Origin of the sequence: Microbacterium sp. NPDC077663 (genome assembly GCF_044542795.1) — a bacterium.
GTDB lineage: Bacteria > Actinomycetota > Actinomycetes > Actinomycetales > Microbacteriaceae > Microbacterium.
This window is the reverse complement of sequence record NZ_JBITVE010000002.1, coordinates 471,220-492,411: the sequence shown is the minus strand read 5'-3', so window position 1 is coordinate 492,411 and position 21,192 is coordinate 471,220. Positions and strand designations below refer to the sequence as shown.

The 21,192-nt window shown below is 70.9% G+C and carries 28 protein-coding genes; 24 read left to right on the top strand and 4 right to left on the bottom strand.

The annotated features are described in order from the left end of the window. The first annotated feature begins 42 nt into the window (after positions 1 to 42). From ACIGEP_RS09870 to ACIGEP_RS09860, 3 genes are read left to right on the top strand one after another with little or no spacing between them, the layout of a single operon-like run. Positions 43 to 1,038, top strand: coding sequence for an NADP-dependent oxidoreductase (locus ACIGEP_RS09870; RefSeq protein WP_396661446.1), 996 nt, complete (start codon positions 43 to 45; stop codon positions 1,036 to 1,038). Between the two features lie 45 nt (positions 1,039 to 1,083). Further along, positions 1,084 to 1,938 (top strand): alpha/beta fold hydrolase, encoded by an 855-nt coding sequence (locus tag ACIGEP_RS09865; protein ID WP_396661445.1) that lies wholly within the window; start codon positions 1,084 to 1,086, stop codon positions 1,936 to 1,938. Positions 1,939 to 1,940: 2 nt separating this feature from the next. Then, on the top strand, positions 1,941 to 2,654 hold the full coding sequence (locus ACIGEP_RS09860; RefSeq protein ID WP_396661444.1) for an SDR family oxidoreductase: 714 nt from the start codon (positions 1,941 to 1,943) through the stop codon (positions 2,652 to 2,654). On the opposite strand, the gene ACIGEP_RS09855 is transcribed toward ACIGEP_RS09860, so the two are convergent. Both ACIGEP_RS09855 and ACIGEP_RS09850 read right to left on the bottom strand, forming a co-directional pair. Beyond that, the gene (locus tag ACIGEP_RS09855; RefSeq protein ID WP_396661443.1) at positions 2,624 to 3,160 is read right to left on the bottom strand and encodes a PaaI family thioesterase; all 537 of its coding nucleotides are present in this window, start codon (positions 3,158 to 3,160) and stop codon (positions 2,624 to 2,626) included. The two genes, ACIGEP_RS09860 and ACIGEP_RS09855, sit on opposite strands and share 31 nt — an antisense overlap. Position 3,161: 1 nt before the next feature. Further along, positions 3,162 to 3,770 carry a TetR/AcrR family transcriptional regulator gene (locus ACIGEP_RS09850; RefSeq protein ID WP_396661442.1) on the bottom strand — a complete coding sequence of 203 codons (609 nt, stop codon included), beginning with the start codon at positions 3,768 to 3,770 and terminating at the stop codon, positions 3,162 to 3,164. 167 nt (positions 3,771 to 3,937) lie between these two features. Between ACIGEP_RS09850 and ACIGEP_RS09845 the strand changes: the two genes are divergently transcribed. The 5 genes from ACIGEP_RS09845 to ACIGEP_RS09825 are packed head-to-tail and all read left to right on the top strand — an operon-like array spanning position 3,938 to position 7,271. Next, positions 3,938 to 4,360, top strand: coding sequence for a hypothetical protein (locus ACIGEP_RS09845; RefSeq protein ID WP_396661441.1), 423 nt, complete (start codon positions 3,938 to 3,940; stop codon positions 4,358 to 4,360). Beyond that, positions 4,360 to 5,295, top strand: coding sequence for an FAD:protein FMN transferase (locus ACIGEP_RS09840; RefSeq protein WP_396661440.1), 936 nt, complete (start codon positions 4,360 to 4,362; stop codon positions 5,293 to 5,295). The genes ACIGEP_RS09845 and ACIGEP_RS09840 overlap by 1 nt, the downstream gene beginning before the upstream one ends. Then, positions 5,288 to 5,869, top strand: a complete 582-nt coding sequence (locus ACIGEP_RS09835) for a ferric reductase-like transmembrane domain-containing protein (RefSeq protein ID WP_396661439.1) — start codon at positions 5,288 to 5,290, stop codon at positions 5,867 to 5,869. The genes ACIGEP_RS09840 and ACIGEP_RS09835 overlap by 8 nt, the downstream gene beginning before the upstream one ends. Then, positions 5,866 to 7,065 (top strand): NADH-ubiquinone oxidoreductase-F iron-sulfur binding region domain-containing protein, encoded by a 1,200-nt coding sequence (locus ACIGEP_RS09830; protein WP_396661438.1) that lies wholly within the window; start codon positions 5,866 to 5,868, stop codon positions 7,063 to 7,065. The genes ACIGEP_RS09835 and ACIGEP_RS09830 overlap by 4 nt, the downstream gene beginning before the upstream one ends. Continuing rightward, a complete protein-coding gene (locus ACIGEP_RS09825) occupies positions 7,062 to 7,271 on the top strand; it encodes a ferredoxin (protein WP_396661437.1) in 210 nt (69 codons plus the stop codon). Before ACIGEP_RS09830 ends, ACIGEP_RS09825 begins: the two co-directional genes overlap by 4 nt. Before the next feature lie 13 nt (positions 7,272 to 7,284). On the opposite strand, the gene ACIGEP_RS09820 is transcribed toward ACIGEP_RS09825, so the two are convergent. After that, the gene (locus ACIGEP_RS09820; protein ID WP_396661436.1) at positions 7,285 to 7,713 is read right to left on the bottom strand and encodes a BLUF domain-containing protein; all 429 of its coding nucleotides are present in this window, start codon (positions 7,711 to 7,713) and stop codon (positions 7,285 to 7,287) included. A 159-nt stretch (positions 7,714 to 7,872) separates the two neighbouring features. Between ACIGEP_RS09820 and ACIGEP_RS09815 the strand changes: the two genes are divergently transcribed. The 9 genes from ACIGEP_RS09815 to ACIGEP_RS09775 are packed head-to-tail and all read left to right on the top strand — an operon-like array spanning position 7,873 to position 15,043. Further along, a complete protein-coding gene (locus tag ACIGEP_RS09815; RefSeq protein WP_396661435.1) occupies positions 7,873 to 8,076 on the top strand; it encodes a hypothetical protein in 204 nt (67 codons plus the stop codon). 33 nt (positions 8,077 to 8,109) lie between these two features. Next, the gene (locus ACIGEP_RS09810; protein ID WP_396661434.1) at positions 8,110 to 9,099 is read left to right on the top strand and encodes a metal ABC transporter solute-binding protein, Zn/Mn family; all 990 of its coding nucleotides are present in this window, start codon (positions 8,110 to 8,112) and stop codon (positions 9,097 to 9,099) included. Continuing rightward, positions 9,096 to 9,908 (top strand): metal ABC transporter ATP-binding protein, encoded by an 813-nt coding sequence (locus tag ACIGEP_RS09805; protein WP_396661433.1) that lies wholly within the window; start codon positions 9,096 to 9,098, stop codon positions 9,906 to 9,908. The genes ACIGEP_RS09810 and ACIGEP_RS09805 overlap by 4 nt, the downstream gene beginning before the upstream one ends. Continuing rightward, a complete protein-coding gene (locus ACIGEP_RS09800) occupies positions 9,905 to 10,804 on the top strand; it encodes a metal ABC transporter permease (protein WP_396661432.1) in 900 nt (299 codons plus the stop codon). Before ACIGEP_RS09805 ends, ACIGEP_RS09800 begins: the two co-directional genes overlap by 4 nt. Before the next feature lie 10 nt (positions 10,805 to 10,814). Beyond that, positions 10,815 to 11,228, top strand: a complete 414-nt coding sequence (locus tag ACIGEP_RS09795; protein WP_396661431.1) for a Fur family transcriptional regulator — start codon at positions 10,815 to 10,817, stop codon at positions 11,226 to 11,228. Continuing rightward, a complete protein-coding gene (locus tag ACIGEP_RS09790) occupies positions 11,218 to 12,249 on the top strand; it encodes a permease (RefSeq protein ID WP_396661430.1) in 1,032 nt (343 codons plus the stop codon). The genes ACIGEP_RS09795 and ACIGEP_RS09790 overlap by 11 nt, the downstream gene beginning before the upstream one ends. A 4-nt stretch (positions 12,250 to 12,253) precedes the next feature. Then, on the top strand, positions 12,254 to 13,000 hold the full coding sequence (locus tag ACIGEP_RS09785; protein ID WP_396661977.1) for a TIGR03943 family putative permease subunit: 747 nt from the start codon (positions 12,254 to 12,256) through the stop codon (positions 12,998 to 13,000). Further along, positions 12,990 to 14,378, top strand: coding sequence for a hypothetical protein (locus ACIGEP_RS09780; protein ID WP_396661429.1), 1,389 nt, complete (start codon positions 12,990 to 12,992; stop codon positions 14,376 to 14,378). The genes ACIGEP_RS09785 and ACIGEP_RS09780 overlap by 11 nt, the downstream gene beginning before the upstream one ends. Further along, the gene (locus ACIGEP_RS09775; RefSeq protein WP_396661428.1) at positions 14,351 to 15,043 is read left to right on the top strand and encodes a DNA-3-methyladenine glycosylase; all 693 of its coding nucleotides are present in this window, start codon (positions 14,351 to 14,353) and stop codon (positions 15,041 to 15,043) included. The genes ACIGEP_RS09780 and ACIGEP_RS09775 overlap by 28 nt, the downstream gene beginning before the upstream one ends. A gap of 9 nt (positions 15,044 to 15,052) precedes the next feature. On the opposite strand, the gene ACIGEP_RS09770 is transcribed toward ACIGEP_RS09775, so the two are convergent. Further along, the gene (locus tag ACIGEP_RS09770) at positions 15,053 to 15,928 is read right to left on the bottom strand and encodes a LysR family transcriptional regulator (RefSeq protein ID WP_396661427.1); all 876 of its coding nucleotides are present in this window, start codon (positions 15,926 to 15,928) and stop codon (positions 15,053 to 15,055) included. 82 nt (positions 15,929 to 16,010) lie between these two features. Between ACIGEP_RS09770 and ACIGEP_RS09765 the strand changes: the two genes are divergently transcribed. The 7 genes from ACIGEP_RS09765 to ACIGEP_RS09735 all read left to right on the top strand — a co-directional run bounded on the left by ACIGEP_RS09765 (position 16,011) and on the right by ACIGEP_RS09735 (position 20,973). After that, positions 16,011 to 17,255: an MFS transporter gene (locus ACIGEP_RS09765; protein ID WP_396661426.1), complete on the top strand. Its 1,245-nt coding sequence runs from the start codon at positions 16,011 to 16,013 to the stop codon at positions 17,253 to 17,255. A 98-nt stretch (positions 17,256 to 17,353) separates the two neighbouring features. Next, the gene (locus ACIGEP_RS09760) at positions 17,354 to 17,992 is read left to right on the top strand and encodes a HEAT repeat domain-containing protein (protein WP_396661425.1); all 639 of its coding nucleotides are present in this window, start codon (positions 17,354 to 17,356) and stop codon (positions 17,990 to 17,992) included. Between the two features lie 172 nt (positions 17,993 to 18,164). Then, positions 18,165 to 18,401, top strand: coding sequence for a 50S ribosomal protein L28 (gene rpmB, locus ACIGEP_RS09755; RefSeq protein WP_018187658.1), 237 nt, complete (start codon positions 18,165 to 18,167; stop codon positions 18,399 to 18,401). Beyond that, a complete protein-coding gene (gene rpmG / locus ACIGEP_RS09750) occupies positions 18,401 to 18,571 on the top strand; it encodes a 50S ribosomal protein L33 (protein ID WP_005051772.1) in 171 nt (56 codons plus the stop codon). The genes rpmB and rpmG overlap by 1 nt, the downstream gene beginning before the upstream one ends. A 4-nt stretch (positions 18,572 to 18,575) precedes the next feature. Next, entirely contained in the window at positions 18,576 to 18,881 is a 306-nt protein-coding gene (gene rpsN / locus ACIGEP_RS09745) for a 30S ribosomal protein S14 (protein ID WP_018187657.1), read from the top strand. An 86-nt stretch (positions 18,882 to 18,967) separates the two neighbouring features. Beyond that, positions 18,968 to 19,999 (top strand): alpha/beta hydrolase, encoded by a 1,032-nt coding sequence (locus ACIGEP_RS09740; RefSeq protein WP_396661424.1) that lies wholly within the window; start codon positions 18,968 to 18,970, stop codon positions 19,997 to 19,999. A gap of 38 nt (positions 20,000 to 20,037) precedes the next feature. Then, on the top strand, positions 20,038 to 20,973 hold the full coding sequence (locus ACIGEP_RS09735; RefSeq protein WP_396661423.1) for an alpha/beta fold hydrolase: 936 nt from the start codon (positions 20,038 to 20,040) through the stop codon (positions 20,971 to 20,973). Positions 20,974 to 21,192: the final 219 nt, after the last annotated feature.

Here is a 21,192-nt window from a genome sequence, read left to right as displayed (position 1 = left end):
GTGTCTCGTCCGGCACCCCGCACACTCACGAGGAGCTCATCCATGCGCGCATTCGCGTTTGACGCCTACAAGAAACCCGCCCACGAGGTCCAGATCTCCGAGCCCGTCATGGGCGACACCGACCTGCTCATCACGGTCGAAGCGGTCGGCCTCAACCTGCTCGACGAGAAGATCCGCGAGGGCGAGTTCAAGGTCCTCCTGCCCTACACGACCCCGCTCACGCTCGGCCACGATGTCGCGGGCACCGTCATCCGGACCGGAAGTGGTGTGCGCTCGTTCCAGCCTGGCGACCGCGTCTACGCCCGCGTTCGTGACCACCGCATCGGCACGCTCACCGAGCGCATCGCGGTCGACCAGGCCGACGTCGCCCTCGCCCCGGCATCCGTCGACATCGTCGAAGCCGCCTCGTTGCCGCTGGTCGCCCTGACCGCGTGGCAGGCGCTCGTGGAGATCGGCAGGGTCACCGCCGGTCAGAAGGTGCTCATCCACGCCGGCGCCGGAGGCGTCGGCACGATCGCGATCCAGCTCGCCAAGCACCTTGGCGCGCACGTCGCCACGACGGCGTCCGCCAAGAACGCGGAGTTCCTCCACGGGCTCGGCGCCGACGAGGTCATCGACTATCGGTCGCAGGACTTCGCGGCCGAACTGAGCGGGTACGACCTCGTGCTCGACAGCCTCGGCGGCGCGAACCTGCAGGCGTCGCTCGGTGTCCTGCGCCGCGGCGGCATCGCGGTGGGCATCGCCGGCCCGCCGACGCCCGCCTTCGCGAAGCAGCTCGGGCTGAACTCCGTCCTGCGTCTGGTCATGGGCGCGCTCAGCCGCAAGGTCCGCTCTGCGGCATCCCAGCTCGGCGTCCGCTATGAGTTCCTCTTCATGCGCGCCGACGGCGAGCAGCTCCGCCGGATCGCCGAACTGGTGGATGCCGGGGCGATCCACCCCGTCGTGGGCGCCACCTACCCCTTCGACCAGACCCCCGCAGCCCTCGCCTCGCTCCACACCGGCGGCACCCCGGGCAAGACCGTCGTCCTCGGCGCCTGATCCGCATCACCTCCGCACCGACCGCAACGACAGAGGAACACCACCGTGAGCACTTCCACCCCGCCCCTCACCTCCTACGCGCTCGCGCCCACCAAGGCCGTGAGCGCCGGCGGCATCACCTACGCCTACCGCGAGCTCGGCCCGACCCAGGAGATCCCCGTGGTCTTCTTCGTCCACCTCGCCGGCACGCTCGACAACTGGGACCCCCGCATCATCGACGCCATCGCGCAGCACCGGCACGTGATCACGTTCGACCAGCGCGGCATCGGCGCCTCCACCGGCAGCTTCCCCGACACGATCGAGGCGGCCGCGGACGACGCGTACGCGTTCATCTCCGCCCTCGGTTACAGCCGCATCGACGTCTTCTCGTTCTCCCTGGGCGGCATGATCGCGCAGGACCTCGCGGTGAAGCACCCGAGTCTCATCCGCAAGCTCGTGCTCACCGGGACCGGCCCTCGCGGCGGCAAGGACATCGACAACGTCGCAGGGACCACGTACCGCGACATGGTGCGGGCGACCTTCGCCGGCGCCGACCCGAAGGAGTTCCTCTTCTTCCATCGTGACGAGGTCGGCAAGAAGGCCGCGAAGGCGTTCATCCGGCGTCTCACGGAGCGCACGGCCGACCGCGACAAGGGGGCGAAACTTTCCGCGTTCCGGACCCAGCTCAAGGCGATCACGCGCTACGGCCGATCCGCGCCGGCCGACCTTTCGGTCATCACCGGCCCGACGCTCATCGCCAACGGCGACAACGACCGCATGGTGCCGAGCGTCCTTTCCGAGGACATGCACCGCCGCATCCCCGGATCCGAGCTCATCATCTACCCGAACTCCGGCCACGGCGGCATCTTCCAGTACGTGGAGCAGTTCGCCCCCGTCGCCGCCGACTTCTTGAAGGACTGACCATGCCCACTCTCACTGACGCCGTCGTCGTCATCACCGGAGCGAACGGCGGCATCGGCCGCGAGCTCGTGACCCAGACGCTCTCCCGCGGCGCGGCGAAGGTCTACGCCACCGCGCGCACGCCGCAGGCATGGAGCGATCCGCGCGTCGTCCCGCTCGCTCTCGACGTCACCGACCCGGCGTCGGTGTCGGCAGCAGCGGATGCCGCGGCGGACGCGACCGTCCTCATCAACAACGCCGGGGCGAACCCGCCGACGGCGAGCCTGATCGACATCGATGACGACGCGCTGGTCGCCAACGTCGAGGTGAACTTCCTCGGCCCCGTCCGGGTCGCGCGGGCATTCGTTCCCGTCATCACCGGGCGGCCGGGCGCGGCGATCGTCGACGTGCACTCGATCGCGTCGTGGTACGCCTTCGGTGGCGTCTACTCCGCGGCGAAGGCAGCCCTGTGGTCGGCGACCAACTCGCTCCGCCTCGAGCTCGCTCCACGAGGCGTGCACGTCCTCGGCGTGCACATGGGGTACGTCGACACGCCCATGGCTGCTCACGCCGAGGGCCCCAAGCTCGCGGCATCCGATCTGGCCGCGCAGATCCTCGACGGTCTCGAGGCCGACCGGTTCGAGGTGCTCGCCGATGAGATCACCCGCCAGGTGCGGGCTGCGCTCGCGCAGCCCCTCGAGGCGCTCTACCCCGAGCTGCTGACACCGCCGTCCTGACGCGGCGTGAGGATGAGGCAGGTGCTGGTCGCGGTGGCCAGCACACTGCCCTCGCCGTCGCGGATGTCGGCCTCGGCGAAGCTCGCGCTGCGGCCGCGCTTGGTGACCCACCCATGGGCGGTGACCGTCCCCGTGTCTGCTGTGATCGGGCGCAGGAATGCGACCTTGATCTCGAGGCTCGTGTAGCCGACGCCGGCGGGCAGGGTGGAGTGGACCGCGCAGCCGCACGCCGAATCGAGCAGGGTCGCGAAGAATCCGCCGTGGACCGCTCCGATCGGGTTGTAGTGCGATTCGTCAGGCTGGGCGGTCATCACGACGTCCCCGTCGGCGACGCCGACGATCTCGAGGCCGATGTGCGCACTGATGGGCGGGGCGGGGTGCGTCCCGTCGGCGATCGCCTGCAACTGCTCGAGCCCCGAGCGCGCGAAGAGCGTCTGGGGATCGCGTCCGGGCACCTCGTACCGGATGGTGCGGCTCCGCACCGTATCGGAGGTCGGCTCGGTCATCTCAGCCCTGCCCGCCGAGGACGACCGTCACCTGGTCGCGGACAGCCGCCAGGATCTCGTCCACGGTGATCTCCGGGCTCGTTGCCCCCGCCATCGCGGTGAAGAGCGTCGACGAGAAGACCCGGGCGAGCACCGCGGCATCATCGGAGGGGCGCCCCGCCCGCTCGGTCAGGATGCCCCGCACCGTGTCCTCGGTCTCGGCGACGATGCGGAGTGCCTCGGCGTGATGCGGCTCTCCCGCATCGCCGAAGACCATCTCGCGCAGGTAGGTCCGCCCGTTCTCGACCTGCACCCGGTTGCACCGCACGATCGGCGCGATCAGGGCGAGGATCGCATCGATGGGGCCGGATGCGGCGGTCGCGGCATCCCTGCCCTCGCGCAGCGCCCGCTCGTAGTGCGTGTTCTGCACGAGGAGGAGCAGTTCGCCCTTCGTTCGCGCGTACAGGAAGAGGGTGCCGGTGCCGATGTCGGCGGCGTCCGCGATCTGCTGCGTCGTCACGTCGTCCACGCCGTGTTCCGCGAACAGGCTGCTCGCCGCGGCGACGATGCGCGCGAGCTTGGCCTGCTTGTTGCGTTCCCGGCGCCCCGGGGCCGGTGATGCCACCGTCATTCGAACCTCCCGAAGCGATTCCCGACCGCCCTCGACATTGACCATAGTCACCCTGTCGAGCGGCGCGCTCCCAGCGCACTCATAGCGATCGTTAGTCAGCGCCATCTGAGCCCTTAGTGCGTCTCTCTGGCAGCGCGCTCACCATGGCGTTGTCGAAAGGAACGCCGATGAACGCTCTTCAGAAAGCCCGGCTACGTATACGGGTCGCGACCGCAATGGTCGCGATCATGGGTCTCGGTGGCGTGGGTGCCGTCGCCGCCTTCGCCCTCGATGACCAATCGGCCTCCTCCGGCGACGTCTCGACGGGCACCTCTGCAGGGGTCACGACGGATGACGCCGCGACCGACTCGACGGGTGCGACGACGGACGACTCCGGATCGGCGACCGACGACACGGATGTCGGGAGCACGACCACGGACTCCTCGTCCGGCACCTCCGACTCCGCTGCGCAAGAAGACGCCGACTCCGTCGTGACCGACTCTTCGTCGGAGCAGTCGAGCAGCCAGGACGCGACGGCCGAGGGTACGAGCGGTTCCGCGGTGTCGCCCTCCACCGGCGGTCGTTCCGACGCCACCTCGAGCGGGTCGTGATGCGCGCCGTCGCCGAGTGGCCCCTCTGGTCCACCGACGCCCGACTCGTCGTCGATCACCCCGACGCGCATACGTCTGCCGATGTCATCGAGAGGGCACGGCGGATCGTTGACGACGAGTTCGCGCGCATCGACGAGGCTGTGAGCCGGTTCCGCAGCGACTCGGAACTCAACCAGATCGCGCCACGGCTGCCCGAAGGGGCGGAGATCAGTCCGCTGCTGTCGACGTTCGTCGCCGCAGCGATCGACGCCGCCCGCCACACTGACGGGCTGGTCGACCCCACGCTCGGCCGTGAGCTTGCGCTCGTCGGATACGACCGCGACATCCGTCTCATCCTCGATGACGACCGCCCCGTGAAGGCGGTCGCGAGCGATGTTCCCGGATGGCGGCGGGTGCGACTGGAGGGGAGGCGGCTGACGGTTCCGGGACATCGCGCGCTCGACCTGGGTGCGACCGCGAAGGCATTGGCCGCCGATCGTGCGGCGACCCTGGTGGCTGAGCAGCTCGGATGCGGCGTGCTCATCTCCCTGGGTGGCGACATCGCTACGGCCGGTCCCGACCCCGACGGGGGATGGCATGTCCGTGTCGAAGACGTGCCGGGCGAACCGGCCAGCACCGTGAGGCTCGCGCGGGGCTTCGGGATCGCGACGTCGAGCACCTTGCGTCGACGGTGGCATCGCGCGGATGAGACGGTGCACCACATCCTCGATCCCCGCACCGGCCGATCCGCCGATCCGGTCTGGCGGACGGTCACCGTCGCCGCCGAGACCTGCGTCCTCGCCAACACCTACTCGACCGCGGCTGTGATCCACGGCGAATCGGCGCCGGCATGGCTTGCGGAACGTGCCGCGGCCCGGCTGGTGGCAGCAGACGGTCGTGTGCACACGGTGGGCGGCTGGCCGCCGGAGCCGACGGAGGGAGGATCCCATGGATGAGGCGATGTGGGCGCTCGGCCGGGGAACCGGCGTCGTCGGTCTCGTCATGTTCAGTCTCGCGCTGGTGTTGGGGATCACTGTGCGCGGCGGGCGGGCTGCGGTCGGCCTGCCGCGCTTCGGCGTCGCACGTCTGCACCGCGACGTCGCCCTCATGGCGACCGCCTTCATCGGTATCCACCTCGTCAGCCTCTTCTTCGACAGCTACGCGCAGCTCGACCTGGTCGACGTCGTCCTGCCGTTCCTGGCCGAGTATCGGCCGCTCTGGCTCGGGCTCGGCACGCTGGCCGTGGACATCGCCCTCGCCGTCGTCGTCACCGCGCTCCTCCGGCACCGCATCGGGGCACGCGCTTTTCGCGTCGTGCACTTCGGGACATATCTGCTCTGGCCGCTCGCCGTCGCCCACGCCGTCGGCGCGGGAACGGATGCCGCCGAGCCCTGGTTCCTCGTGACCACAGCCGTCTGCGTCGTCGCCGTCGTCTCCGCCGTCCTGTGGCGGCTCTCCTTCCGGCTCCGCAACCCGCTCACGTCCGCACCGGTGGCACGGTCGGCGTCCGTCGTGGAGGTGAGATCGTGATCGTCGCTCCCGTCACCCGCCGGCTGTTCGCCTCTCCCTCGGCATCCGCGGCGGATCACCGCGACACGTTCGGTCCGAGGCCCGCAGTCACTCTTGAGCCGTTGCTTCGCGCACTGGAACGATCCGGCCTGACAGGTCGCGGTGGCGCCGGATTCCCGGTGCACATCAAGATGGCCGCCGTCGGTCGACTCGTGGCGCGCGGGAAGTCCGCTGTGGTGGTGGGGAACGGATCAGAGGGTGAACCCCTCAGTGCGAAGGACCGCACGCTGCTCCTCCATGCGCCACACCTCGTGCTCGACGGCCTTCTCATGTGCGCCGAGGTGCTGCAGACCGACGACGTGCACCTCGTGATTACGCCGGAGTCTGCGGCGAATGTGGCCGCGGCGGTGTCGGAACGGTCTGACGCCGCGAGGATCGTCGTCCACGCGGCAGCGCACGAGTACGTGGCGGGGGAGGCATCCGCCCTCGTCCAAAGATTGGGAGGCAACCTCCCTCTCCCGACCGATCGTCGTGTGCGCCTCGCTGAGAAGGGCCTGCGGCGCCGTCCGACGCTAGTGCAGAACGTCGAGACTCTGGCCCACATCGGTCTGATCGGCCGGTTCGGGGCGGACTGGTACCGACAGGTCGGGCAGGGGCCGGATGCCGGAACCCGCCTCTTCAGTCTCAGTCGCCCCGGCATGCCGCCGATGGTCGTCGAAGCCGAGAGCGGCGTCACGATCGATTCGCTGCTCTCGGCACTCCCGCCCGGGCGACCGGCAGCTTTCGCGCTCGTCGGCGGCTTCTCGGGCACCTGGATTCCCGAAGCCGCATTCCACGTTCCGTCGAGCGCGACCGGGTGGGCGAGCTGGGGGGCAGCTCCGGGCGCGGGCGTGGTGCATGTCCTGACCCGAGGCGAGTGCGGCCTCCGCGCCACCGCGGACATCCTTGACTTCCTGGCACACGCCTCGGCCGGCCAGTGCGGGTCGTGCGTCAACGGGCTCCCCGCGATCGCCATGGCGATGCGGCAACTTGCCGCCGGTCAGGACGCCCGGGCAGAACTCGTCCGGCTGTCGTGTCTCGCCGAAGGGCGCGGGGCCTGCTCGCATCCGGACGGGAGCATCCACATGCTGCGCAGTGCGCTGACGACGTTCGCGGACGATGTCGCCGCGCACGCGCGCGGGCGGTGCGTGGCTCAGTATCAGGAGGCACGGGCATGACGAAGCTGCACATCGACTGGACCGCGTGCCGAGGTCGGGGCGCCTGCATCGAACTGCTGACCGGGGTCGTCGCCTCGGACGAGTGGGGATATCCGCTCAGCCCGGACGGCACCGACGTGACGATCCCGCTGGATCGTGAACGGGACGCGCGAGACGCCGTCGCGATGTGCCCGCGGCTCGCCCTGTCGTTCGTCGAACGGCGCTAGGGGCCCTCCGGGGTCAGGCGCCCGAGCCGCCGGCTCTGCCGTGGAACCAGCCGCCGAGGACGTCGGCCGACTCGCGGGTCGACTCGTCGCCATCCGAGGACTGGAGGGCGTCGACTGCGCCGTCGGATCCGTCGCCGGGCGTCGTCGGCTCGTAGCCCATCGACCACGCCGCATACTTCCGCTCGGTCGTCTGCTCCTCGAGCAGCACACGCACGTCGGTGTGACGGGGGTCGCGGGCGATCCGCTCGAGGAGCGCGCGGACCGCGGCATCCGGCCCTTCGAGGATCTGGATGAAGTCGAGGTCGCGGTAGACGAGCATCCCCGTGATGCCGTCGCGCGAGTTGTTCGCGCGGCTCTCGGTGAGCAGGTCGACGAGTCGGTCGTGGTCGAAGGGCTCGACGGCACGGCTCGCGTACACGATGAAGGTCAGCTGTTCGGTCATGCTCGAACTCTCCAGGGCGGTGACGAGTCGGCGGATGCAGGTGCCGCCGGGTCCGTTGACAGTAACACCCGGTGAGGACTGGATCCGCCCCTTGCGCACGCCCTGGGCGATGCGCGAAGGGCGCTCGGAGACGGGCCCGGGCTCCGATAGCGTCGCGCTGTGGACAGCACGCGGGTGCGGCGGTTGCGCATCGAACGTTTCGGCCCCGGCGGGGCGGTGTGGCGCAGCGAGCGGATGCCGTCTCGACCGCCCGAGGCGATTCCGATCGGCCCCGCCGATGTCGTCGTCCGCGGCCTCGTGCGCAGCGACGCGGGGCCGGGGCGAAAGTTCCTGATCCACTTCGACGACACCGCGTCGATTTGAGAACGATTATCAACACCGCATAGACTGCGGGACATGACCTCTCGTGTGCCCGCGCTGCTCGCCCTCTCCGTCGGATCGGTCCTCGTCCTCGCCGGCTGTGCGACGGCGACAGCGCCGGCGGCGGGCGGCGGCGACCGTCTCTCGGTCGTAGCCTCCACCAACGTCTACGGCTCGCTCGCGGCTGCGGTCGGCGGCGACGACGTCGAGGTGACGTCGATCATCGACTCGCTGTCGCAAGACCCGCACTCCTACGAAGCCTCGGCCCGCGATCAGCTCACCGTGTCGCAGGCCGATCTCGTGATCGAGAACGGCGGCGGCTACGACGCGTTCCTCGACGGCCTGATCGAGGCGACCGGCACGGAGGCCCCCGTGATCACGGCCGTCGAGTACTCGCACGACTACCCCGGCAACGAGGGGCATTCCGACGACGCCCACGCAGAGGGCGAGGACCACGACCACGCCGAGGACGGCGATCACGCGGGTCACGACCACATCGAGGGCTTCAACGAGCACGTCTGGTACGACCCGCACACGATGGAGCACGTCGTCGAGGACATCGCGCACGAACTGGGCGAGTTGGATGCCGCGAAGGCCGACACCTTCGAGGCGAACGCGAAGAAGCTGATCGACGGCATCGCCCGCCTCGAGGGCTCCCTCGAGCAGATCAAGACCGAGCACGCCGGCGAGAAGATCTTCGTGACCGAGCCCGTGCCGCTGTACCTCACCGCGGCCGCCGGCCTCGAGAACGCGACACCCGAGGCGTTCAGCGAAGCCGTTGAAGAGGGGCAGGACGTCCCGCCCGCGACGATGCTCGAGGCCACCGACATCCTCGACTCGGGTGAGGTGCGCACGGTCATCGTCAACGCCCAGACCGGCGGCGCCGAGACCACCGAGGTCGAGAAGCTCGCGGCGACGAACGACATTTCCGTGCTGAAGTTCACCGAGCTCCTTCCCGAAGGGCTGACCTACGTCGAGTGGATGCAGCAGAACATCGACGAGCTGGCCGATAGCCTGACTCGGTGACCCGGCCCGACAACATCCCCCTCCGCATCCGGGGTGCTGCGCTCCGCCGCGGTGGGCGGGAGCTCTGGAGCGGCCTCGACCTCGACGTCCAGCCGGGCGAGCTGATCGCGGTGCTCGGCCCCAGCGGCTCGGGCAAGACGACCCTGCTCCGCGCGATCCTCGGGCTCGAGGACCTCAGCGAAGGCACGGTCGAGGTCGACGGCAAGCGGGTCCACCGCGCAGGCAACCGCGGGATCGGCTACCTGCCGCAGACCCGGCCGCTCCCGCGCGACACCGCGCTCCGCGGGCGCGACCTCGTCGCCCTCGGCGTCAACGGTCACCGCTTCGGACCACCGATTCCGCGCCGGAAGGACCGGCAGCGGGTCGATCAGCTGCTCGCCGAGGTCGGGGCGACCGAGTTCGCCGACCGTCCCGTAGGCATCCTCTCCGGCGGCGAACAGCAGCGCCTGCGCGTCGGGCAGGCGCTCGCTGACAACCCTCCGCTGCTGCTGTGCGACGAGCCCCTGACGAGTCTCGACCTCGCCAACCAGCAGGCCGTCGTCGGACTCATCGACCGCCACCGCCGCAGCGGCGCCGCCGTCCTGCTCGTCACCCACGACATCAATCCGCTGCTCGGCAAGGTCGACCGCATCCTCTACATCGCGAACGGTCGCTTCACGCTGGGCACACCCAAGGACGTCCTCACATCGCCGGTGCTGACCGACCTCTACGGGGCGCCGGTGTTCGTGCTGCGCGCCGGCGACCGCCTGGTCGTCGTCGGCGCGCCCGACGCCGAGGCATCCCATCACCATCACGAGGACCACGCATGAACTGGGACGACATCGCCGACGCCATGTTCGGCGGCGTGCCGGTGTACGGGCAGATCCTCGCGCTCGTGCAGAACTCGGTCTGGGCGGGGGCGATCCTCGGCCTCGTCGGCGGACTCATCGGCGTCTTCGTGCTGCAGCGCGACATGGCGTTCGCCGTGCACGGCATCAGCGAGCTCTCGTTCGCGGGTGCCGCCGCCGCCCTTCTGATCGGCGCCGACGTGGTCACCGGGTCGATCGTCGGCTCGATGATCGCCGCCGCGCTCATCGGGTGGCTCGGCGCACGGGCGCGCGACCGCAACTCGATCATCGGGGTGCTCATGCCGTTCGGCCTGGGCCTCGGCATCCTCTTCCTCGCCCTCTACAACGGACGCAGCGCGAACCGCTTCAGCCTGCTGACCGGGCAGATCGTCTCGGTGCAGTCCGATCAGCTGACCTGGCTGATCGTCATCTCGGCCGTCGTGCTCATCGCCCTCCTGATGATCTGGCGGCCGCTGCGCTTCGACTCGCTCGACCCGCAGTCCGCGGCCGCCCGCGGCGTCCCGACCGGGCTCATCTCGCTCGCCTTCATGCTGCTTCTCGGCCTCGCCGTCGCCGTCGCGGTGCACATCATCGGCGCACTCCTCGTCCTCGCGCTCCTCGTGACGCCGGCGGCGGCGGCCTCGCGGATCGCGCACGGCCCCATCGCCGTGCCGCTGCTCGCCGCGCTCTTCGGCGTCGTCTCGGCAGTCGGCGGCATCCTGCTGGCCGTCGCGGGCACGCTTCCGGTGAGCCCCTACATCACGACCATCTCGTTCCTCATCTACCTCGTCTGCCGCGTCGTCGGCGACCGCCAGGGGCGTGTCCTGCGGACGGATGCCGCCCGCGGCACCCAGGCCGCCGCCAGGGCGCGGGCGTAGAATCCCGGCCATGGCCCAGCGCAACACCTGGCAGCGAGAGCGCGTGCGCTCGGCGCTGTCCGACGCCCCGGGGTTCGTCAGCGCCCAGGACCTGCACGCCGCGCTCCGCGACGAGAACACCGGCATCGGCCTCGCGACCGTCTACCGCGCGCTCGCCACACTCGCCGCCAGCGGCGAGGCCGACCAGCTGCAGTCGCCGGACGGCGAGGCGATCTACCGCGCGTGCGCGAGCACGGGTCACCACCACCACCTCATCTGCCGGGTCTGCGGCAAGGCCGTCGAGATCCAGGCCGACGAGGTCGAGGCGTGGGCCAAGCGCATCGCCGCCGCGAACGGCTTCACCGACGCCGAGCACGTGGTCGACATCTTCGGCACCTGCGCGGACTGCGCGGCGCGCGCCGCCGTCGAGGCACGTGCGGACTGAGGCCCGCCCCGCGGCTCCGCGCACGACGTCGACCTCGCCTGTGGGGCCGGCGGGTCGCGGCGCGCTCTGGCTGGGGCTCGGGCTCCTCGCCGTCCTCGCCCTGATCGGGGTCGCCCTCTGGAGCCCCTCACCCGAGCTCCCGACCCGGGCGCAGGACGGCCTGACCCTCGCGCTCAGCGTGCTCATCGAGTCGTTGCCGTTCGTCGTGCTCGGCGTCGTCCTGTCGATCGTCGTGCAGGTGTGGGTCCCGCCGGGCGTGATCGAGCGGTGGATGCCGCGCAATCCCTGGGGCCGGCGGGCCGTGCTGTCGCTGCTGGGCATGCTGATCCCGGTCTGCGAGTGCGGCAACGTCCCCTTCGCCCGCGGTCTCATGATGCGGGGCTTCTCGGTGGCCGAGACGCTGACGTTCCTCGTCGCCGCCCCCATCGTCAACCCGATCGTCATCATCACGACGCACCAGGCCTTCGGGTTCGACGACGGCATCCTCGTCGCCCGGCTGCTCGGCGGCTACCTCATCGCGAACGTGATCGGGTGGCTGTACAGCCGGCATCCCGATCAGGACGCGCTCGTCACCGACCGCTTCCGCGACGCGTGCCTCGCCGAGCAGGGTGTGTCGGGGGACAAGGGTCGACGCAGCCTCGCGCAGTTCGTCGTCGAGCTGCGCGCTGTCATGCCCGCGCTCGTGATCGGGTCGGCGGTAGCGGGCGCCGTGCAGGTCGTCGTGCCGCGCGACGTGCTGCTGTCGATCGGTTCGAACCCGGCGCTGTCGATCGCGGCCATGATCGTGCTCGCGATGATCGTGTCGATCTGCTCGAACGTCGACTCCTTCTTCGCGCTGTCGTTCGCCTCGACGTTCACCCCGGGCGCGATCGTGGCGTTCCTGCTCGTGGGACCCCTCGTCGACGTGAAGATGCTGGCGCTGCTGCGTACGACGTTCCGCACGCGGGTGCTGGGCGTGCTCGTGGCGGCCGTCGTCCTCGCCGCCGCCGCGATCGGAGGGGTGGTGAACCTCCTTGCGTGACACGATCTGGTTCCGGATGCTGGGCGTCGGCGCCGTGGCATCCATCTCCGCCCTGACGATTGCCCTCGCCGTCACCGGCCGCCTCGCGCTCTACATCAACCCGGAGTCGTCGTGGTTCGCGGTCTCGATGGCGGCCCTCGCCCTGGTCGGTGTCGTGCTGAGCTTCTTGCTGCCGCTGGGCGCGGCCGAGGACCACGGTCACGACCACGGCGACGAAGCGGACCACGATCATGATCACGAGGCGCGGTCGCCGCGGCGCCTTGCGGGAACCGTGGCGACGGCGGCGGGCGGCGTGCTCGCGCTCGGCGTCGCGGGCACTATGCTCGTCGTCCCTCCGGCGACACTCTCCGCCGAGCTCGCCGCCTCGCGCGACACCGGTGCCGCCCCGCTGTTCCAGGGCGCCGACACCGTCGCGCTCGCGATCACGGGCGACACCGCCTCGTTCGGCATCGGCGACTGGGCGAGCGTGTTCGCCACGGCCACCGATCCGGAGGTGTTCGACGGCACCGAGATCTCACTGACCGGCTTCGTCGCCCCCGGCGACGACGGGTTCGACCTGACGCGCCTGATCATCACGCACTGCGTCATCGACGCGCAGCCGGCGAGCCTGCCGGTCGCGGCGGACGACATCCCGGACGACGGCCAGTGGGTCACCGTGACGGGGACCATCCGCGATGTGAACGGGCAGCTGCAGGTGGCCGCGGCATCCGTGCAACCGATCGACGAGCCCGAGGACCCGTATGAGTTCTGAGGGCCGCCGGGCGCAGCGCCGTCGGCGCCTGGCCCGCGGGTTCTCGCTGCGCGTCGTCGCGGTCGTCGCGGTGCTCGGCGTGGTCGCGGTCGCCGCCGGTGTCGTGACCACGCTGCAGGGTCCGCGAGTCACCTCGGTGCAGTCCGACGCCGTCGCCGCCGTCTCGTCGGCGGGCTCGCGGCTCATCTTCGAGACCACGCAGTCGCTGCAGAAGGTGGATGCCGCCCAGGTCACCGTGACCCCCGCCGCCGCCTTCACGGTCGACACCTCGGGGCGCAGTGTGGGGCTCCGCTTCACAGATCCGCTCTGGGACGAGACCACCTACTCGATCCGGATCGACGGCCTCGCGGGCGTGGGCGGCGGCCCCACCTCGACGATCGAGGAGTCGTTCACCACGCCGAAGCTGCACGCCTTCGTGCTGCAACGCAACGAGGCGGCCGACAAGATCTACCGGGTCGACCTCGCCGGCGACGCGACCGAGGTGTTCGCGGCCGATCACATCGAGGACTTCCGCGCGACAGCCGGTCACCTCGTGGTCTCGACGCTCGAGGACGGGGTGTCGCGCCTGATCGTCACGCGCGCCGACGGCTCGCACCCGCAGGAGCTGACCCTGCCCGGCGCGGGGATCGTGACCAACCTGCAGAGCGCGGAACGCGGCAACACGATCGGCTACACCTTCACGGATGCCGACATCTCGGCATCCGGTGGACGCGAGAGTCTCCTGTTCAGCGGCTCCACGGCGGACCCGACCGCTAAGCCGGCCGAGGTCGCGGTGTCCGGCGCCGATCCGCGGGTCGAGGACTGGCGGTTCGTCCCCGGGACCGACAGCATCCTCATGCTCACCTTCGACGGCGCGTTGAGTCTCGTCTCGCCGTCGGGAGGCGCCCCCGTCGAGCTCGGCAACGCGATCGGGATCGACGACATCGCGGGGACGACCGCGTTCATCGAGCGGGTCGACGGTCCCGCGGTGGTCGATCTGAGCTCCGCCGACGAGAACCCGCTCCCCCCGACCCCCGAAGAGCTCGGGCAGACCGGGTCGGTGACCGCGCTCTCCGACGGTTCCACCCTGCGCGCCCTGACCCCCTTCGACGGGATGACACCGCTGGCGACCACCATCACGCGGGTGGACGCCGACGGTGCCGCCACCCCGGTCGCCGAGGTCGCCCCGACCGACGCGCTGCTGCAGACGTGCGTGTCACCGAGCGGCCGATACGCAGCCCTCGTCGTCGCGCCGAACGTCGTCGAGAACACCTACGACGGCTACACCCTGCCGTTGCCGACCACCCTCGAGACGCGGATCTACGCTCTCGACGGCACGCAGGTCGTGGTGCTGCGCGGGTTCGACGTCTCATGGTGTCGCAAGGCGCCGGCGCTGTGAGCGACCTCGTCGCCGCGACGCGCGACGTGCTCGAGGGGCTTCCCGCCGAGGTCGCGCCGACTCTGCTCGGCGGCGAGCTGCGGGTGACGACGGCAAGCGGCGCCGTCGCCCTGCGGATCACCGAGGTCGAGGCGTACCACGGGCGCGGTACCGGCGCGCTCGTCGATCCGGGATCCCACGCCCGCATGGGGCCGACCGCCCGCAACGCGAAGATGTGGGGCGAACCCGGTCATCTGTACGTGTACCTGAGCCACGGCATCCATTCGTGCGTCAACGTCGTCTGCGGACCCGACGGCGTCGCCGGCGGGATCCTGCTGCGCGCCGGTGAGGTCGTCGAGGGTGCCGATGTCGCGCACGCCCGCCGGCCCGCGGCGCGGCTCGCGCGGGACCTGGCCCGCGGGCCCGGCCGGCTCGGCGATGCGGTGGGGTTGCGGCATCCGGTGCACGACGGGATCGACGCCGTCACCGGGGCGGAGCAGGCCGGCGCGAGCGCCCGGCTGTTCCTGCGCGCGGAGCCGCTGGGGGAGATCGCGACCGGACCGCGGGTCGGCGTCGCGGGTGTCGCCGGGACGGATGCCTTTCCGTGGCGCTTCTGGATCCCGGGCGATCCGACCGTGTCGACATTCCGCTGGGGGCGCGGCGCGCGCGAGGCCGCCGGCGGCTGACGCGGCGACCTACGCCGACCGCGTCGCGACGATCGCCTCGAGCAGGGCGCGCACGTGCGGGCGCCGAGCCGCGCTGCGCCCCGCGGTGAGCGAGACGGTCCACGGCGGCACCGGATCGGACAGCGGCACGGCGACGCAGCCGTCGGTGTCGACGACGTCGGGCACCACGGCGACACCGAGCCCGGCCGCGACGTACCGCGGTACGTCGGGTAGTTCGCCGAGCTCGGCCGAGACGCGCCTGGTGATGCCGCGTCGCGCCAGCTCGGTCTCGAGCTGCACGCGGTTGCCGTACCCCGGCAGCACGTCGACCCAGTCGTCGCCCGACAGGTCGGCGAGGGCGATCGCCCGGTGCGCGGCCCGCTCGTGGTCCGGCGGCAGCAGGGCGACGTACGGGTAGGCGCCGAGTTCCCAGGCGCTCATGCCGGGCGGGGGAGTCACCGCCGTCAGTGCGAGGTCGAGCCGGTCGCGCTGCAGATCGTCGAGCAGGCCGACCGACCCCGTCGGCGACACGCTCAGGCGGATGTCGACGAGCGGATGCGACCGGCGGAAGTCACCGAGGAAGCCGGGGAGGTCGATGATCCGCAGTCCCGCGAACGTCCCGATGCGGATGCGGCCGCGCAGCCCCGTGCCGGACTCGCCGGCCACCAGACGCACGGCGGCGACGTCGTCGAGCACCGTCCGCGCGAGGGGCAGCAGCGTCTCGCCCGCGGGTGTCAGCTGCACCGCCTTCGTCGTGCGGTCGAGCAGACGTACGCCGAGGTCGCGCTCGAGGCTCTGCAGTCCGGCCGACACGGTGGACTGCGCCGCGAAGAGCCGAGCGGATGCCGCGGTCACGCTCCGCTCGTCGGCGACGGTCACGAAGTACTCGAGCAGGCGGGTCTCCATGCCCTGATCATAGATCGCATCGATGATTACCTTCGAGAACATTCGTTGGACTCGATGTGACTCGCTGGCGCATCATCGACGCATGACCAGCACGATCGACATCCGCTCCCTCGCCACCCCGAGCATCGCGGTGCGACCGCGTCGGCTGTCGCACCGGTCGGGCTTCTGGGTGACCGCGGCGACGTTCTTCGCGCTGATGGCCTTCAACACGGTCCCCACTCCGCTGTACGCGGTGTACCAGGAGCGCGACGAGTTCCCGACCTTCCTCATCACCGTCATGTTCGCGGCCTACGCGGTGGGCGTGATGATCTCCCTCTATCTCGCCGGGCACCTGAGCGACCGTGTCGGGCGTCGTCCCCTGATCCTCGCCGCGACGGGCGTCGAGATCGTCGCCGCCGTCATGTTCGTGCTGTGGCAGGACGCCGCCGGCGTCATCACCTCCCGCCTCGTTGCGGGCCTCGGTATCGGCATCCTCACCGCGTCGGCGACGGCCCACCTCGCCGACCTGCGCCGCGCGCACCGGCCCGACAGCACCGCCTTCGCCGCGTCGGTGGCGGGCATCGCGAACATGGGCGGTCTCGCGATGGGAGCGCTCATCGGCGGCGCATTCGCGGAGTTCGCGCCGGCGCCCCTCGTCCTGCCGTACGTCGTGTTCCTGTTCGCCTTCCTCGGTCTGGGGCTCGCCTACCTGCTCGTGCCCGAGACGGTCGAGCGGCCGGCGGAGCGGTTCCGCTACCGGCCGCAGCGCGTGCGGATCCCCGCCGCCGGCCGCCGCGCGTACTGGGCCGCGGGCATCGCCGCGTTCGCCGCCTTCGCTGTGACCGGCCTGTTCGGTTCGGTCGCACCGACCTTCCTCGCCCGCATCCTGGGGCAGACCGATCGGCTCGCCGCCGGTGCCGTCACGTTTTCGGTCTTCGGGGCGGCGGCGCTCGCCCAGGTCGTGTTCGCACGGCTCGCCCTGCGCGACCAGCTGCGGATCGGCGTGGGTGCGATGGTGGCGGGGCTCGTCGTGCTCGGCTCCGCCGATCTGATCGGGTCCGGTCCGTTCTTCGTCGCCGGGGGTGTGGTCGCCGGTGCGGGCGTGGGTCTGCTGTTCCGCGGCGCACTGGCGATCGCCGGCTCGCTCGCCGACGCACGCACCCGTAGCGAGATCACCTCGGGCATCTTCCTCCTCGCCTTCGCGGGCATGACCGTTCCGCCGGTGGCGGTGGGCGCCGCTCTGCTGGTCGTCCCGCTGGTGCCCGTGTTCCTCACGTTCGTGGTGCTCGTTCTCGCCCTCACCGTGTGGGCGGGCGCCGTCGTGCTGCGCGAGAGCGCGACGCGCTGAGCCTGTCGCCGGGATCCGCGCGGGAACACACGCGAACGCCGTGGCGTTCGGAACAGGGCGGGATGCCGCATACCGCCCGACCCCGTGAGGTGATCCCCATGACCGACGCTCCGATCGACGCCGCCGCCCGGCTCGAGGCCGCCCTCGCGTCGCTCGATCCGTCGTCGCGCGTGCAGGCCGCGATGACGGCGGGAACGCACCCGCGGTCGGAGTACATCCCCGTGCTCGTGGCGCAGTGCCGCATCGAGCCGCAGTTCCTCGTGCGCGAGATGCTCACGTGGGCGCTGACCCGGCACGACGCCGACGAGGTGCTCGACCTGCTCGTGGGGGAGCTCCGCTCCCGCGGTGCGCAGGTGCGCGCCCAGGCGCTGCACACGATGTCGAAGATCGGCGGTCCGCGCGTGTGGCCGGCGGTCACGACCGAACTGCTGACGGATGCCGACGACGCCGTCGCGCGCACCGCGTGGCGGACCGCAGCGCGGCACGTGCCGGCGGGCGAGGCATCCGCTCTGGCCGATGTGCTGGCGACGCAGTTCGCGCGCGGCGAGGACGACACCCGGCGGAGCCTCAGCGAGGCGTTCGCGACGATCGGGGAGCCCGCAAGGCCCCAGGTGGACTGGGCGCTCGCGACCGGCGGGCCGTACACGCGCGCCCACGCGGCGGTGACCGCCCGGTTGATGGATGACCCCGAGGTGACCTACGCCGAGGCTGTCGCCGCGGTGGCCGAATCCGCCTGAGTCAAGGCGACACGCCCGGCCGTGCTAGACTGACTCTTCGTCTGCGCGCACTCCAGCACGCAGTTCGCATCCCACCTTCAGAAGACGGCTCTACAGCCGTGTCCGGAAGCGGGGTGCAGACAAGGGATCTTGGGTGGCACCGTCCGGTGTCACGGTACTAAGGAGAATCACTATGGCAGCAGTGTGCCAGGTGACTGGAGCTGTTCCCGGCTTCGGTCACAACATCTCGCACTCGCACCGCCGGACGAAGCGCCGCTTCGACCCGAACGTGCAGAAGAAGACCTATTTCGTTCCTTCGCTTGGTCGCAAGATCACGCTGAACGTCTCGGCTAAGGGCATCAAGGTCATCGACGCCCGCGGCATCGAGTCGGTCGTGAAGGACCTCCTCGCGAAGGGTGTGAAGCTCTAATGGCGAAGAAGGCTCAGGACGTCCGTCCGATCATCAAGCTGCGGTCGACCGCCGGCACGGGGTACACCTACGTGACGCGCAAGAACCGCCGCAACAACCCCGACCGCATCGTGCTCAAGAAGTACGACCCGGTGATCCGCAAGCACGTCGAATTCCGAGAGGAGCGCTGATCGCATGGCGAAGAAGAGCAAGATCGCGCGCAACAACCAGCGCGAGGTCATCGTCGCCCGTTACGCCGAGAAGCGTGCCGAGCTGAAGAAGACCCTCGTGGACCCGAACGCGACCGACGAGGCCCGCGAGGCCGCCCGCGTCGGCCTGCAGAAGCTTCCCCGCAACGCGTCGCCGGTCCGCCTGCGCAACCGCGACGCCATCGACGGACGCCCCCGCGGCCACCTGTCGAAGTTCGGCATCTCGCGTGTCCGCTTCCGCGAGATGGCGCACCGTGGCGAGCTGCCCGGTGTCACCAAGTCGAGCTGGTAAGCGACAGCATCCGTACGAAGCCCCCGTCCTCGGACGGGGGCTTCGTCGTTCCCGGGGGCTACGCTCGAACGGTCGAGGGGAGCTCCATGCCGCTGGATCCGTTCTTCCGTGAGCGGCTGCGCACGCACCGCCGCTACCTCGCGAAGAAGGCGTGGACCGACCTGACCACACGCTTCCGGCCCGCGGCGCCGGCGCTGCCATCCGGTTCGGCGAAGCCGACGCGGAAGCCGCCCACACCCCGTGAACGCCACCGTCGCGCGGCGCTCAACTGGGACCGCATGGAGCTGCGCACCGCCGGCATCCCGGGTCCGGACATGGAGACGACCGAGCACACCCTGCCGGTCGACGGGTACCCGGACGTCCGCATCCGCGTCTACCGCCCGGCCTCCGCCGACCGGAACGCACCGGCGTGCCTCGTCGTCGGCGGCGGCGCGTTCCGCATCGGCGGCATCGATTACCCGACGGCGGATGCCGCGTGTCGCCGCCGCGCCGACCGTTCCGGTGTCGTGCTCGTCGCCGTCGGGTACTCCCTCGCCCCCGAGCACCGGTACCCGACGCAGGTCGAGCAGGTCCACGCGGCGTGGGTGTGGCTGCACGCGCACGCTGCCGACCTCGGCGTCGACCCGGACCGCATCGGACTGAACGGCGCGTCGGCCGGGGGATGCCTCGCGGCATCCCTCACCCTCCTGGGCCGCGATCGCGGAACCCGGCAGGCGACGCTGCAGATCCTCGAAGTGCCGGTCACCGACCTGACCGGCCGGTGGATCGACCTGCGTGCGACCTACGCGCTCGGCGTGCCGGCGTTCATCGCGCTGCGCGAGCTGCGCTCGGTCGCCCGCACCTACCTCGGCGACCGCTCCCGCGCGCGGGAGTACTACGCGTCGCCGATGCGGGCGGCCTCGCACGAGGGCCTTCCGCCCGCCGTCATCCTCACCGCCGAGTACGACCCGCTGCGTCGCGACGGCGCGACGTACGCGGCGAAGCTGCGCGCGGCCGGCGTCGACGCGAGCGCGACGCGCTATCTCGGCGTCACGCACGACACTCCTCTGTATGTGGGCGCTCTGCCGGCGGCCCGCCGCTGGGAGGACGAGGTCGTCGCGGCGCTCCGCCGCATCTGACGCGCAGACGCTCCCGCCCGCCTGGTAGCGTGCCCGACGTGCACCCGCCCATCGAGCCCCACACGTCCGGCATGCTCGACCGGCCCGACGGAGCCCGCCTCCACTATGAGGTCTCGGGCTCCGACACCGGCCGCGCCGCGCTCTACCTGCACGGCGGGCCGGGCGGCAGCCTCGGCAGGGGCGGCTACCGACGGGTGTTCGACCCCGAGCGGTACCGCATCGTGGGTCTGGATCAGCGCGGATGCGGCGCCAGCACCCCCTGGGCCATCGACGACCTCGAGCATCTCGACACCAACACCACACCCGCGCTGATCGCCGACATCGAGGCGCTCCGTGAGCACCTCGGGATCGACCGCTGGCTGGTCTACGGCGTCTCGTGGGGGTCGACCCTCGCCCTCGCCTACGCGCAGGAGCATCCCGAGCGGGTCAGCGAGATCATCCTTCTCGCGGTCACTGCCGGGGCGCGCGACGAGATCGAGTGGATCAGCGACGGTGTCGGTCGCATCTTCCCCGAAGCCCGCGAGCGACTGGGCGAGCTCGTCCCGCCCGGAGAGCGGGTCGTCGACGCCTACGCGCGGATGCTGCGGAGCCCCGACCCGGCGCTCCGCACACGCGCCGCCGACGCCTGGGACGACTGGGAGTCAGCGCACATCTCGCTCTCGCCCTGGGCGACTCCCGGCCCGCTGCACGACGACCCGCGTATGCGCGAGAACTTCGCCACGCTCGCGACCCACTACTGGTCGCAGGACTGCTTCCTCGAGGTCCCCGTGCTCGAGCGGATGGACCGGCTCACCGGAATCCCGGGTGTCCTCATCCACGGTCGCCTCGATGTGAGCGGACCCGCCCTCACGCCGTGGCTGCTGCACCGCGCCTGGGCGGGCAGCCGCCTCCACATCCTCGAGGACGAGGGCCACGGCGGGCATGCATCCACGCAACTCGCCTGCGACGCCGCCGACGCGTTCGCGCGCGGCTGACCTCGGGTTCGGTGAAGCGTCTCGGATCCGGAGGCGCGCACGCTGCCGCATCCGACTCCGACGACACCATCCGAATCCGATGACGGATGCCGTCGGTACAACACCGCGGAAAAGCAACCCCCCTCCGCGGAAATCCGCGGAATCCCGCCGAATCGGCAACATCTGCCACAAAAACCACGTCTGACACGCGACACGCCGGTCGATTACGGCTCAGATGAC

Excerpts from the sequence above, each read along its gene's own strand:
- ACIGEP_RS09870 (WP_396661446.1), top strand. The coding sequence starts at position 43 with ATGCGCGCATTCGCGTTTGACGCCTACAAGAAACCCGCCCACGAGGTC.
- ACIGEP_RS09860 (WP_396661444.1), top strand. The coding sequence starts at position 1,941 with ATGCCCACTCTCACTGACGCCGTCGTCGTCATCACCGGAGCGAACGGC.
- ACIGEP_RS09855 (WP_396661443.1), bottom strand. The coding sequence starts at position 3,160 with ATGACCGAGCCGACCTCCGATACGGTGCGGAGCCGCACCATCCGGTAC.
- ACIGEP_RS09850 (WP_396661442.1), bottom strand. The coding sequence starts at position 3,770 with ATGACGGTGGCATCACCGGCCCCGGGGCGCCGGGAACGCAACAAGCAG.
- ACIGEP_RS09845 (WP_396661441.1), top strand. The coding sequence starts at position 3,938 with ATGAACGCTCTTCAGAAAGCCCGGCTACGTATACGGGTCGCGACCGCA.
- ACIGEP_RS09840 (WP_396661440.1), top strand. The coding sequence starts at position 4,360 with ATGCGCGCCGTCGCCGAGTGGCCCCTCTGGTCCACCGACGCCCGACTC.
- ACIGEP_RS09835 (WP_396661439.1), top strand. The coding sequence starts at position 5,288 with ATGGATGAGGCGATGTGGGCGCTCGGCCGGGGAACCGGCGTCGTCGGT.
- ACIGEP_RS09825 (WP_396661437.1), top strand. The coding sequence starts at position 7,062 with ATGACGAAGCTGCACATCGACTGGACCGCGTGCCGAGGTCGGGGCGCC.
- ACIGEP_RS09820 (WP_396661436.1), bottom strand. The coding sequence starts at position 7,713 with ATGACCGAACAGCTGACCTTCATCGTGTACGCGAGCCGTGCCGTCGAG.
- ACIGEP_RS09810 (WP_396661434.1), top strand. The coding sequence starts at position 8,110 with ATGACCTCTCGTGTGCCCGCGCTGCTCGCCCTCTCCGTCGGATCGGTC.
- ACIGEP_RS09800 (WP_396661432.1), top strand. The coding sequence starts at position 9,905 with ATGAACTGGGACGACATCGCCGACGCCATGTTCGGCGGCGTGCCGGTG.
- ACIGEP_RS09795 (WP_396661431.1), top strand. The coding sequence starts at position 10,815 with ATGGCCCAGCGCAACACCTGGCAGCGAGAGCGCGTGCGCTCGGCGCTG.
- ACIGEP_RS09780 (WP_396661429.1), top strand. The coding sequence starts at position 12,990 with ATGAGTTCTGAGGGCCGCCGGGCGCAGCGCCGTCGGCGCCTGGCCCGC.
- ACIGEP_RS09775 (WP_396661428.1), top strand. The coding sequence starts at position 14,351 with ATGGTGTCGCAAGGCGCCGGCGCTGTGAGCGACCTCGTCGCCGCGACG.
- ACIGEP_RS09770 (WP_396661427.1), bottom strand. The coding sequence starts at position 15,928 with ATGGAGACCCGCCTGCTCGAGTACTTCGTGACCGTCGCCGACGAGCGG.
- ACIGEP_RS09765 (WP_396661426.1), top strand. The coding sequence starts at position 16,011 with ATGACCAGCACGATCGACATCCGCTCCCTCGCCACCCCGAGCATCGCG.
- ACIGEP_RS09760 (WP_396661425.1), top strand. The coding sequence starts at position 17,354 with ATGACCGACGCTCCGATCGACGCCGCCGCCCGGCTCGAGGCCGCCCTC.
- rpmB (WP_018187658.1), top strand. The coding sequence starts at position 18,165 with ATGGCAGCAGTGTGCCAGGTGACTGGAGCTGTTCCCGGCTTCGGTCAC.
- rpmG (WP_005051772.1), top strand. The coding sequence starts at position 18,401 with ATGGCGAAGAAGGCTCAGGACGTCCGTCCGATCATCAAGCTGCGGTCG.
- rpsN (WP_018187657.1), top strand. The coding sequence starts at position 18,576 with ATGGCGAAGAAGAGCAAGATCGCGCGCAACAACCAGCGCGAGGTCATC.
- ACIGEP_RS09740 (WP_396661424.1), top strand. The coding sequence starts at position 18,968 with ATGCCGCTGGATCCGTTCTTCCGTGAGCGGCTGCGCACGCACCGCCGC.